The organism is Haliovirga abyssi, from assembly GCF_030295325.1.
Classification (GTDB): domain Bacteria; phylum Fusobacteriota; class Fusobacteriia; order Fusobacteriales; family Haliovirgaceae; genus Haliovirga; species Haliovirga abyssi.
Map to the genome: position 1 here is coordinate 2,271,767 of NZ_AP027059.1, position 13,840 is coordinate 2,285,606.

The 13,840-nt window shown below is 28.0% G+C and carries 5 protein-coding genes; 2 read left to right on the forward strand and 3 right to left on the reverse strand.

The annotated features are described in order from the left end of the window. The first annotated feature begins 366 nt into the window (after positions 1 to 366). Positions 367 to 1,461 carry a hypothetical protein gene (locus RDY08_RS09900; protein ID WP_307904269.1) on the forward strand — a complete coding sequence of 365 codons (1,095 nt, stop codon included), beginning with the start codon at positions 367 to 369 and terminating at the stop codon, positions 1,459 to 1,461. Beyond that, a complete protein-coding gene (locus RDY08_RS09905; RefSeq protein WP_307904270.1) occupies positions 1,454 to 6,304 on the forward strand; it encodes a hypothetical protein in 4,851 nt (1,616 codons plus the stop codon). Before RDY08_RS09900 ends, RDY08_RS09905 begins: the two co-directional genes overlap by 8 nt. 285 nt (positions 6,305 to 6,589) lie before the next feature. Here the strand turns inward: RDY08_RS09905 and RDY08_RS09910 are convergent, their stop codons facing one another. From RDY08_RS09910 to RDY08_RS09920, 3 genes are all read right to left on the reverse strand, one after another. Further along, the gene (locus RDY08_RS09910; protein WP_307904271.1) at positions 6,590 to 8,461 is read right to left on the reverse strand and encodes a chitobiase/beta-hexosaminidase C-terminal domain-containing protein; all 1,872 of its coding nucleotides are present in this window, start codon (positions 8,459 to 8,461) and stop codon (positions 6,590 to 6,592) included. 303 nt (positions 8,462 to 8,764) lie between these two features. After that, positions 8,765 to 10,717, reverse strand: coding sequence for an endonuclease (locus RDY08_RS09915; RefSeq protein ID WP_307904272.1), 1,953 nt, complete (start codon positions 10,715 to 10,717; stop codon positions 8,765 to 8,767). A gap of 382 nt (positions 10,718 to 11,099) precedes the next feature. Then, on the reverse strand, positions 11,100 to 13,754 hold the full coding sequence (locus RDY08_RS09920; protein WP_307904273.1) for a DUF8508 domain-containing protein: 2,655 nt from the start codon (positions 13,752 to 13,754) through the stop codon (positions 11,100 to 11,102). Positions 13,755 to 13,840: the final 86 nt, after the last annotated feature.

The following is a 13,840-nucleotide window of genomic DNA, read 5'->3' on the forward strand; positions in this document are numbered from 1 at the left end:
ATAGTAGAAATTAATAATATAATCAATATAACTTTAAAGATAAATCTATTAAAAGATTTATAGCTTTTTTATCATAAAATCTCCTGAAGCTAAAACTGTCTGAGAGAGCGCCCTCCTCTAAAGCGAACGAGTTTTTTAGCTTCTTGATTTTTCTTTGCTTCGTTTCTTTGTATCAAGACAAAGAAATGAAGAGGTAAACACAGGGATAAAATAACCTTTAGAATGTTTAAAATAAGCTAGCTTCCTCTGGTAACGCATAAATGTTTTTCTAAATTTTTAATCTCTAAAAAATTTAACAAAATTGCATAGCTTATTTTCTGAATAAATTTATATTCCCCTAATAAAAAATAAAAAAGGAGTGAAAAAATGGAAAAAGAATTAAAAGAAAAATTGCCAAGAATTATTATTTTTATAATATTGATATTATTAATACCAGTATTGAAACCAATGATCTTTGGGCATGGTGTAAAAGAGATAAGAACAAAGATGGAACAAGAACTAAAAAAAGATTACGGAGAAGATTTTATTGTAGAAAACATAGGAACAAGAAGTGCAAATGGAGAAAAATTTTATCAGGCAGAAATATATCCTAAGTCAATAATTGGAACAAATAAAGAATATGATAGTTATTATCATGCAAGAGCAAGTGTAGATATATTACCCTTCGGTAGATTAGGAGGAGTTGGTGATAATTATGGAGTAATAAAAATGAATGATGAAGCAGAAAATTATTTGCTTTTAAAATCCAAAAAAATATTTGGAAACAAAATAAGAATAAAGTCACGTGTAAAATATTCAGAAAAAAAAGGAGATGGATATTTACAATATTTAGAATGTGGATTTCAAGAAAAAATGAAAGCAGTAAAAGAAGATCCAAAAAATAAAAGATTAGAACTAACTTTATATATTTATATATTTGATAGAATAGATACTGAAAAAGAAAAAGAAGAAAGGAGGAAAGAGATATATAAGTATATCCAATATTTAAAAAAGGAAGGGTTGTTCAAATATTTAGAGATGGGAGTAATATTTATAGATGAGCGAGTATTAGCACCAGATTATTATGATTACACCTATGAAATAAAACACGGAAAAAAAGTAGCACTCACAGTAGATGGAGAAAAAGTGTATATGCCACCAATGAAATTAAGAAAGGAGATGAGTGTAAAATTAGAAGATGAAGTTAAGAAAATGAGTGATGATGAATTGATTAAGAGAATGAATAGGATAAGTAAAAGTGAGTTGAGTTATAAGGGAATAAGAAAATATAACAGTCAATATCAAGCTTGGATATATTCTGTAGATATGTTAAAAGCTAACTATGGAACAAGTTATGAAAAATATAAAATAAAAAAAACTTTAAAACGTTTTTATTTTAATTTGTTATCCAATGTAAAATTATCAAGATCATTAAGATATGTATATATAAATAATATAAAAGGAGATGATAGCAATGAGTAAAATAACAGATAAAGAATTATTGGTATTTAGTAATTTAGCAAATTTAGATTGGCAGTTTGTAAATATAAATAAAAAACAAAAAGAAAATGAGGAAGATAATAATAAACAATCAAAACTACTAAAAGACCTACTAATCCCAGAATCATTTGTAAGAGAATATGATGATAAAAAAACTGGTAAAAAAATAGGAAAATACATCTACGGATATCAAAACGGAAAACTAGACAAAACCCAAGCCCTAATCGAAATGCGAAAATCAGCAGGAATAGGAATGGAATACCTATCAAAATTAGATTCTGTTGGAAAATTCTTAGGAGAATGGGAAGTAATCTACGGAGGAGACAAATACAAAATAGTATCAGAATATTTAACAAAAAATATGTCAGATTATGTAGATATATATGCAACGTCATTAAATGAAATATTAGAAAAAAGCAAATCAGATAAAGATAATTTAGATAACTTAGAAAAATTAAAAACAAAAATTAAAAATCAATCAGATGCTAATTTTAATAAGTTATTAAAAGCTTTGGAAGAAAATAATGTAGAAGATGAAAAAAACATAAAAAAACAATTAGTAAAAGATTTATTAAATTTACCAAGTAGAGAAAAAGTGGAACAATTGAAAAAAAGTATCCAAATATTAGAAATGACAATGTTTATTGTATCAAATGTGCCAGGCAATATAATGCCAGCCTTTTTCTTTTCAAAAGTAGGAGGAACAGAAGCAAAATTTTTCGGCTCTGGAATAAAAACCTTACTAAAAGAATCATTAGAAGGAGCAAGCGATTTTAGTAAATATTTTAAGAAATTCACAGGAGAATTAAGCGAATTAATGAGAGTACGATTTAACAATAGTAATAAATTAGAAAAACTAATGATATTATCAGATATACTTTTTGATAAAGGAAGCTATTTTACATTTAAAGGAATAGATGCTGGACTTAACGCATTAGGAGATTACGAAAAAAATAATGGAAAAGTATCAGATGAAAAAAATTTAGGAGAAATAACACTAACAGAAGAGCTGGATATGTTTGATGATGGATTTAGAGTATTTGTTTTGAAAAAAGGTGAAGATATATTAATAATAAGCAAAAATATTGAGGATAATAAAAGTGTCCAAAGTAAAAAAGCGCTTCCAAAAAATTTAGATTATTTAAGAATAGTATATAATAAAATAAAAGATGATAATCCTAGCAGCAATATATTATTAAGCGGTTTGGATAATGGAGCAGATATATCATTCGTTACAGGTATACTAACTGAAAGACAATCAAAACTTTATTATAGTAATCCTCCTAAAAATCTTATTGACTTTATAAATTTTACTACAGAAGATATAAAAAGAGATTATAGCAGTACCAATAAAATAGTGATAACAGGATTAGAAAGTTATATAGCATCAGAATTATATGCTACTTTATGCTATAGTGTTTTAGAGGGGGGTACTCCGTATCTAATAGTACTGGGATTAGATTTTGTATTGTCTGTAATATCAGGAGCAATAGAAATATTCGAGGATATAAAAATAAGAAAACTTTATAGCGAATTGTTGTCTAAAGAAATAATAGATGATGAAAACAGTGGAATCAAAGGTTATATAACAAATAGATTAGAAAAAAGCATAAGTGATGGGACATATAACTTTGCTCCAATTGATTATTTAGAATTATATAGCAAAACTGCCTTTGATAAGTTAGAAGAAAAAAAAGGTAACACTCTTGAATATAAAGATAATAAAAATTTAAGAGGACACAATTCAAATGAATTATTAAAGTTCGAAATGAAACATTTAATCGTAGATAGATATTATCTATATAAGTATATAAAGGATAACAAAGGAGAATATAAATTAAAAGAATGCAAATATATATATGAAGGATTAATTAAAGGAGAACGTGATTTAAAAAATAAAAAATACTTAAAAATAGAAATTCCACTAAAAGAGGCAAATAGCGAAGGTTATAAACTATATTCCCTATTAAAATTAATAAAAGATTTACAAAGAAGATTTCTACATGAGAATAATTTAGGAGAAGTAGTATATATAGAAAATGAAAAATCAAAAATAGGTAAATTAAAAGAGATTATGTTTGTTGAAAAAAACGAAGAGCAAATAGGAAAGATAAAAGGAAATGAATATCTATTTTTACCATGGCTGGACAAACAAGGAAACATAGGACAAGAGTTACAAAAGGGATATATGGCATCAATACTAAAAAGTGTGTTATTACTACAAATTGTGAGAACTGATCCTGCTTATAGAGGATATGGAGAAGTAGCCTTAATCGAAAGATATGGAGAAAAAGATTATAAAATAGAATTAAACTTTAAAAAATTAACTGTAGAAGAATATTTGAAAAAGATGTTTTTTCGATATATTATCAAAGCTACTTCAAATATAAGGACTGTAATAAGAGATATGAGAGAAATATATAAATATAATTATGCTAGTAAAATAAAAGACATATTATCTAAAGAAGGTTTGTCCTTTTTAGATAATTATTGCACTATAGAACATATTAATGCCAAAAAATCTGTAATTAAATTTGAAGAAAAAAAATATGAATTAAATTATGCTTATAATCCATTGGATAAAATCATTGGTGGAACATTAGAAATAGATGCTACAGATTTAGAAATAAATAAAGAATATTTACAATCATATTTAAAAGGATTATTGAAATATCTAGGGATAAATTCCAATAAAGATATTTCAGAATTAACCTTTTTTAATATATACAGCGGAAAGTATTGCACAACATTTATCTCCTCATTATCAGAGGTAGATACAGAAAATAAAATAGAAGAATTTATAAGTAAAGATAATTTTTTTAGTTCACTAAAAGAATTAAAATCAAATTTAAAAAAATATCCATTAAAAGAATTAATAGGTCTAAAAGTTAAAAAAGGAGAAGCAACTATAATCTTAGGAAATGAAAAAGATGAAAAAAAAGTAAAAGTATATAACAAAGAATTAGGAATAGATAACAAAGAAAAAGAGATAACATTAAAAATAACAACACCATCAAAGTATCTTTTGAATATAGAAAGAGGAAAACCAAATAATGATTATGAGCTGTATTCAAGTTTAGGATATAAAGATAAATATTATGACATTCGTAATATGGGAAAAAATTCTAAAGTAACAGCAGATGGAAAAGATATAAGCGGAACATATAAAGGAAAAGATAAAGAAGAAAGTCTAGTAAAAGATAAAATAAATAGAGATACAGGCTGCAAATATTATGGGGATAATCTTATCTTAATAGACCGTAATTTGCGTTATTATTACGGAAATAATTTAGATGATTATTTAACAATAAGTAACTATATGGAAGGATACTTAGGGATAGATTTAATAGAAAAACCAAAAGAGAAAAAAGAAGATTTAGGCAAAGGATTTATGGATTATCAAGTAAAAATAAAAGGTATAAAATATGTTAATTTATTAAATTTAGAAATAATAAAAGAAGTAAATGAACATACAGTAGCAGAAATAGAAGGAATAATAGCAGGAGAAGATACAGATGAAGTAACTAGATTTCTAAATGTAGAAACACAAGGAATAGAAATATTATATGGAGATGATAATAAACCTATATTTAGAGGATTAATTTATGAACATTCTATGGAAATAGAGCAAAATAGTTGTAAAGTAAAAATAAAAAGCTATTCATTAAGCAAAGAATTAGAAAAAGAAAAAAGAAACAGAGTATATCATAATCTTGGCACAAAATATAAAGATGTAATAAGTAAATTAAATGAAACTTATCAAAATAAATACTCATTTGGATTTAATAGTCATATAGACAAACAAGAGTTAATAACAGAATTAAACCCAGTAGAAGTGCAATATAAAGAAAGTGATTGGGATTTTTTAAAGAGAATAGTAAGAAGAGAGAATGATTTAATAATAGTAGATGATAGCAAAGGTAAAAATCCCAAAACAGTAGCAGGAATAGCAATAGGAGAGTTTGGAAGTAGTCAAAAAACAATAGATAATAAGAATTTATTACTAAGTCGAAAGCTGAAAAAAGGAGCAACAGAAAACAGCTATAAATTAAAAGGATATCCTCAAATTAAAGGAGAAGAACTGTTTTCAATAGGTAATCCATATAATATAAATATTGATGTAAATACAGGGAAACAAGATTCGCTATTATTAATAAAAAACAGGATATACAAAGAAAGCGGAGTATTAAAATCAGATTTAGTATTTGTAAGACGAGATGAATTTAATATAGGAGTAGTAAAAAGAGAAGAAAGTATAACAGGACTAACATTAAAAGGGACAATAAAAAAAGTCTCAAAACAACATAAAGCACAAATAGAATATACAGAAATGGAAAATGAATATGACGAAAGTAAGAGTTACTATTACCCAATAGAAAGAATGTATACAGGTACATATTTCACGCCAGAAGAAGATACATTAGTAGAAGTCCATTTTGGAGCTGAAGCAGGAGAAGTAAGTATAAGAAATGTAAGTAGTAAAACGGAAGATATAGATAACGACCCAGATGTAAAAGTAATCAGAACAAGTTTTGGAAAAGAGGTCAGATTTGATTCTAAATCAATAAAAATAACAGGAAAAGATGATGAAAGTTATGTAGAGATAACAGAAGAAAGTGTGGGATTAACAAAAGGAGAAAAAGAGATAATTTTAAAAGATGGTAAAATAGGAATAAATAATAAAGATAGCACAATAACTATGGATGATAAAAAAGTAAATATCACAACTGGTGGAAGTGCAATAACAATGAAAGATGATAAACTAACTTTAGATAATGGTGGAGTAGGAATAGAAATAGGAAATGGAAAGATAAATTTAGGATAAGAAAAAAAGCTATATAGGAACGGTTTAAAAATAACCTTCTGATTTTGTTATAAAATGCGCAATGATTTAGGAACACTTTAAAAGCAACCTTATCTTTTTGTTTTAAAATACGCAATGATTCAAGCGTTTTTATAACAAAATACCAAAAAAATACTTTTTAAATGTTCTTTAAGCGCTTTTATAACAAAATATAAAAAGTTTATTTTTTAAACGTTCCATAACTATTATAAGTTATATAGCTTTTTTATGTCTATCCCCTATCTACTGTAACTTTTTCTACCCTAACTATTTTGTAGCATTAACAATTTTTAAATTTTTTATTTCATATGTTGTTGTTTGATTATTATTTCCACTTCCAATATATTTAAAAGCAACAACTATATTTTTATCTTTATAATCTGCTAACGATACATCTCCTGAAGACTTAAAATCACCATAACCACTAGCCGATTCATCAGCTAAAACAAAAGTTAATTCAGTCCAAGTAGCTGTTGCTGTATCTCCTGAATAATCTTCAGATACTAATACTTTTAATTCTGTTCCATCTTTTGAATACCCTTGAGCCGACTCAAATGTCATTACACTAGAATCCCCTATTGATAATTTAGGACTTACCATCCATGATATATTTGAGTCTTCTCCTGATTTATAAGCACCCATTTTGGCAACTCCACTACTATAATACCATTTTTTAGTCCCTGCTTCTGCAGTTATAGCCCAACCTCTATCCTCAAATTTATCTACTGCAAAAGATTCTTCATAAGTTGGAGTTGCATTAGTATCTATAACATAAACAGCTGTTACTACAGAACTACTTACCAATCCATCTTTTATTCCTATTGCTTTTACTGTTGTTGTTGTTGATATATTAAGTGCAGCTGTATATTTTGTTGATATTGCACTTGGTGTTGTTCCATCTATTGTATAATATATTGATGCTCCTGTTGTTGCTGTAGTTATTGTTATTGCTTGTGTTGTTGTATATGTTCCACTTGCTAAACTAAATTCTGGATTGATTACTGGTAAAACTACTGTTCGACCTGTAAAAGCTCCTATGTGATCAAATGTATTTGTTGGCAAAACATTCCATTCATCCAAATTAAATGTTGTATTTCCTGTAGTTACAGTTGCTTTTCTTTCTAATGTAGTATCTTTTCCCCAATCTGTTCCGTCCATTTTTCCTATTACATCTATCACTTTATCTGTATCAGCTTCATATGTTCCGTTATGATTTACATCTTTTACTAATGCTAAATCATCATTTCCATTATAATATGTAATTGTACTTGCCAAATCTCCTGTACTTGTTATATTCAAATCATCCGCTCCTGCATTATATACGACAAATACCTCTCCTGATTTTATGCTATTCCCATCTGCAAATAGAAAAGGCTTTGCATTACTAGATGCCCATGTATCCCCAGCTGTTGTATTTCCTAATTTCATCATAAAATAATTATTTGTATCCCCTGTTCTTAAAACTATATCACTATCTGTTGGATTATAAACCTCTAAAGCTTTATTATTTCCTCCAGCACATTCTACATATTCTGAAAAGAATAGATCTGCTGTTTTAGCTACTTCAGCTGTTATTATATAATCTGCAGTTACTACATCACTATTGTCCATTCCATCTTTTATTGCTATTGCTTTTACTGTTGTTGTTTTTGTTATATTAAATGCAGCTGTATATTTTGTTGATGCTACACTTGGTGTTGTTCCATCTGTTGTATAATATATTGAAGCTCCTGTTGTTGCTGTAGTTATTGTTATTGCTTGTGTTGTTGTATATGTTCCTGCTGCTGGAGTAATCACTGGTGCTGCAACTTTTTCTACACTATTTTGAATTACATATTTTGCTGTTATTACATCACTGTCATCCATTCCATCTTTTTTAGCTACAGCCATTAATGTTGTTGTTGTTGATATACTTATTGGTGCTGTATATTTTATAGTTCCTGGTTTAGTTCCGTCTAATGTATAATATATTGTTGCTCCGTCTGTATCTGTTAATAATGTTACTGTTTGAGTTGATGTATATGTTCCTGCACTTGGACTAACTTTAGGATTAGAAACTTTATCCTTAGTTGCATTCTCATTAATACATCCACCAAATACTAAAAGACTTAACATTAAAGCATATACCCATTTTTTCATAATTTTTCTCCTCCTAAATTATTAATTTTAAAAAATTCTTAAACTTCACCATTTTTCGTCATTGCCAACTTTTCATACATTTCTTCTATTCTAATTTTTACTTAGGAACGGCTTAAAAATAACCTTCCGATTTTGTTTTAAAATACGCAATGGTTTAGGAACGATTTAAAAACAACCTTATTATTTTATCATAAAGTACGCAACTATTCAAGCGTTTTTATAATAAAATATATAAAATTACTTTTTAAATGTTCTTTAAGCGTTTTTATAACAAAAATGAGAAACTTATTTTTTAAACTTTCCTTAATTCCCCCAAATACGTTCTGCATATTCTGGATGGTCTATAAAAGGATTTCTATTATGTTGATAATCCTTATCTATAATATTATTTCTCCTTATTTCTGTTTCACTTACTGGATCTTCTCTATTCCATTCTAACAATACAGATAATTTTCCAATAGTTGGAGCTTTAGAATAATCATTTATATCTTCTGACATTTTCAAATCAGGTTCTCCATGCTCACCTTCATATCTAACTGCCATATAAAATAACATTCTAGCTATATCCCCTTTCACTTCATCTCTTGGTTCCCAAGAATCAGAATCACTATTACATTCTGTTGCTTCAGAATTTGGAGTTCCTCCATTGTCAAACTCTTTACTGCCTCTGTCAGAATTAACTGAAACATCAGCCACTCTTATATGATGAAGATCTGTTCCTGGTCCCATTTTAGTTCCAAAATCTCCATGTGTTTTTGCCCATACATGTTCCCTATTCCAACCCTTTCCACCATCATACTTTTTAGGTCCATTAACTGATCTTCCAGTATAAATTTCTATTACATTATTTGAATTATTCGGATCCCTATCTGTCACAATTAACGCATTATATGCTTGCGAATATGATAACTCTGTTTGATTGTCTATTAGATCATTTAATTTTGATTTTAAAGCAGAACCAGTTTCTGTTCCAATACTATCATAATAATTTCCGCATCCGGTATCTGTCGGAATAACTACATTTCCTGATCCATTATCTGGAGAAATAACTTCACTTCCTGCAAATAACCCTATATGATCAAATGTGTTTGTTGGTAAACTATTCCATTCGTTCAAATCAAATGTTACATTTCCTGAAGTAACTGTTGCTTTTCTTTCTAGCGTTATATCTTTACCCCAATTTGTTCCATCCATTTTTCCTATTACATCTAATATTATATCTATTCCTGCTTCGTATGTTCCATTATTATTTTCATCTTTCACTAATGCTAGATCATCATTCCCATTGAAACCTGTAATTGGGCTTACCATATCCCCTGCCCCTAGTATATTTGCGTCATCTGCTCCTGCATTATATACTACAAATACATCTTTTGGACTAATAACTTTTCCTACTTCAAATTTATAAACAGTTGCATTGCTAGATGTCCAAGTATCTCCAATTGTTGGATTGGATAATTTCATCATAAAGTAATTATTTACAAGAGATATATCACTTCCTGTTGGATTATATATTCCTAAAGCTTTATTATTTCCTCCAGCACACTCTACATATCCTGAAAAAAACAGGTCCGAAGCTGAATTCACTTCACTTCCTGCAAATAACCCTATATGGTCAAATGTGTTTGTTGGCAAACTATTCCATTCGTTCAAATCAAATATTGCATTCCCTGAAGTAACTGTTGCTTTCCTTTCTAATGTTATATCTTTTCCCCAATTTGTTCCATCCATTTTTCCTATTACATCTAATATTGTGTCTATCCCTACTTCATATACTCCATCATTATTTTCATCTTTTACTAATGCTAAATCATCATTTCCATTATAACTTGTAATTGCGCTTGTCATATCCCCTGTTCCTAGTATATTTGCATCATCTGCTCCTGCATTATATACTACAAATACATCTTTTGGACTAATAACTTTTCCTACTTCAAATTTATAAACAGTTGCATTGTTAGATGTCCAAGTATCTCCAATTGTTGGATTGGATAATTTCATCATAAAGTAATTATTTACAAGAGAAATCTTATTCCCTGTTGGATTATATATTCCTAAAGCTTTATTATTTCCTCCAGCACACTCTACATATCCTGAAAAAAACAGGTCTGAATTAGACGAACTTGCTCTTTGAGTTTCATTCGATATTTTCGCTGCTGAATTGAGTTCATTCCCCGTAAATTTTTTATCTTCATTATTAATACATCCACCAAAAATTAAAACACTTAAAAGTAAAGCATACATCCATCTTTTCATTGTTTTTCCCCCTTTGAAGTTATGTTATTATGGTTTAATAAAAATAGCTGTCAATGTAGAAAATGTGTTTCAATTATAATCATTCTATCTCTCTATACCTGTAAGGGCAATTCACGAATTGCCCCACATAAGCTCTGTATTATAGTTCTCTCTTCATTTCCCAACATTAAATTCTCTTTACATTATGATTATGCTATATCTCAACAATACAATATAACATTACATTGGTACTTTTTAGATATTTACATTACAGGTACTCTTTAATCATCCAATTCTCCACAGGCAACAAAGAATCCTAATTACGATTAAAGAACCACCTGCAACAAATTAAGAGTTGATATTTTTTACCATAACTAGCTATGGCTCGCAACTCATATCATAATTAAAACTTATATCTTGATACTACTGGATTGTGATCTGATATTTTTCCCATATAATCTGTATTTACATATATTATGTCTACTTCTGGAGACTCTTTTTGCAATTCTTTTGATATAAATACATGATCTATAGCTTGAGAATTCCCAGAATAATTATAGGTATAACGTTTATTATAAGGAATTTTTGTATCTATTAAATTAATAAACTCTTTCCCTTCTAATACTCTCATTGGTGCACTTGCATAAAATTCATTAAAATCTCCAATTAAAAGTAGATTTGCATTTGGATTTTTCCCCAATATCTCTTTTGAAAATCCGTTTACTATTTTAGCAAGTTTTACTCTTTTTATCTCAGTATAAAATTTCACTGGTTGAGTTCCACCCCACATGGAAGTGTCTCCACCTTTTGAATTAAGATGATTCCCTATTACAATTATTTTTTTACCTTTAAATTTAAATTCCATAGCAACTGATTTTCTAGTTCCTTCAAATATTGGAGTATTTGGATATACTCTACCAGGATTATATTTTAAATCTCCATTTTCATCTAATCCTACATGATCTTTTGCTCCTGCATTTCCTCTTCTATCAAATTCAACTCTTGTACTTCTATAAATTGTTGCAGGTCTTATATTTCCACCAGGTTCTCCACCATCAGCATAAGCTATTGGATTTATATTTATAATCTTATAATCAGTTGGTCCTCCTGCTTTTTCTATTCCAGATATTATTTTTTCTAACGTTACTGTTGCATCTGTAACTGATGAATTTTGATTTCCATCATTATCTTGTACTTCATTAATTACAAGTATATCTGGTGCTTTCATATTTTTAGCTATAACTTCTCCAATATCATCCCATTTACTAGAATATCCAGCTTTTCCACTTCTTACTTCTCCACCTAGATTTTCTACATTATAAGTACCTACAGTAATATGATCTGCATCTCCCACCAAAGATGTAGTATATCTGTCTGAAATAGGTGTTATATCGCTTCTATTGCTTTCTAAATTATCCACTTTTGACATTGGATAAAATACATATTCTCCACTTCCAAAATCATTTAATGCAAAACTTGCTATTCCTTCTAAATCTGCTAATCTATCTCCTACATTAAATATTTTTTCTCCACCTTTAAATCCATTTTTCGAATCATATTTTCCATAAAATGTTCCATCTGGACTTTTAAACTCATTATCCACAATTCTAATTATTTCTGGATTATAATCATTTTTATCCACATCTATGATCAACCCGCCTACAGGTGTTACTTGTTCAGTTCCTGATACTCCTTTTGGTCTTACAAATAAATTTATATAACTTTTATGTACATATTTATCTTCAAAACCTCCTGAACTTCCTGTAACAATTGGAGAAAGGACTTTAACTTTCATCCCTTCTAAACTTTCCCAAAATCCTAATCCTTCTTCAAGATTAATTTTTACATTATTATTTATATCACCTTTTATTGTAGTTATTTGATTATTTGGTATTTTTCTATTTCCAGTTCCACCAAGCAGAACTGATTTTGGCATTACTCCTTTTCCAAGAGATTTTACATTTTCTATTTTTATATCTCTTAAAGTTGTTCTAGATATATTATTATTAGAAAACTCTTCATACACTGTTCCTTCTATCTCTATTTTTTCTCCTACTGCAATTTTTGGTGATGACATTATTTCTGCCGTTGTATTTACATAAATTGCATCTGAGGTATAATCATTTCCATCTCCAGTTTCATCTTGTAAATAAAATCCATGCATTCTATTATAATCATCATTTACTGTTGCTGTTATTACCCCTCTTGTTTTTACTACTTTTCCTGTATAATCTGATACAAATTTATCCCCTTGTATTGTATATATTGGAATAATATAGTCTAATTCAGGCTTAGATAAATTTTTTACACTATCTCTAACTACTGAAAAATCTTTATATCCTTTTAAATCTGTAATATATTTAATCAAAAGATCTGTTGCTTTATAATCTGTAGATATTACATCTTTATAATTAAAGCTGTTTTTATAATAATATCCAGGGAAATTTATCATAAGACCTGAATCTGGATTATTACCATACGCATATAGCATAAATGCTATTTTATACTCTTTGCTGTCTTCAACTTCTTTTCCATTTATGCTCATTGTAGCTTCTTCTACTCTTCCACCTTTAAAAATTATGTTATAATCTAATCCTGCTGTCTGTACATCAATTCCATAATTCTCCGTTGCTCTTTGTAATATAAACTTTTTCAAATCAGAGCCTTTTATATACATTAATAAAATATTATCCTTATTTGCATCTGTAGAATACACACTTTTTAATTGATCTACAGTCATGTTTATTTTATCTGTTATATCTGTTTTTAAAAGGTTAATTTTCAAATTTTTATCACTAAGATTTAAGTTTTCAGTAGGATAAAGCACTACATCTACATCTAATTCTTCTTTTACTGCTGTAGTAATTAGATTTGCTGCTTCTGTTGATCTTTCTAATTTTTTTTGATTATCTAAACTAACATTTATTGTATTATATGATTCATCTATTTTTCTGTTTGTTATATCTTTTTCACAGGCAGTAAATAAAAATATAGCTATCAATGCAGTTAAAATATATTTCTTCTTAATTGTTTTTTTTCTGCTTATTTTTTTATTCATTATTTTTTTGTTCTCCTTTCTCCTCTGCTTTTTTCTCTAAAAACTTTCTAAAAATTATATTCTTATTTTTTCCGTTCTTTAATTAT

What these genes read in the sequence shown, in the direction of transcription:
- RDY08_RS09910 (WP_307904271.1), bottom strand. Translation starts at nt 8,461, where the DNA reads ATGAAAAAATGGGTATATGCTTTAATGTTAAGTCTTTTAGTATTTGGT.
- RDY08_RS09905 (WP_307904270.1), top strand. Translation starts at nt 1,454, where the DNA reads ATGAGTAAAATAACAGATAAAGAATTATTGGTATTTAGTAATTTAGCA.
- RDY08_RS09915 (WP_307904272.1), bottom strand. Translation starts at nt 10,717, where the DNA reads ATGAAAAGATGGATGTATGCTTTACTTTTAAGTGTTTTAATTTTTGGT.
- RDY08_RS09900 (WP_307904269.1), top strand. Translation starts at nt 367, where the DNA reads ATGGAAAAAGAATTAAAAGAAAAATTGCCAAGAATTATTATTTTTATA.
- RDY08_RS09920 (WP_307904273.1), bottom strand. Translation starts at nt 13,754, where the DNA reads ATGAATAAAAAAATAAGCAGAAAAAAAACAATTAAGAAGAAATATATT.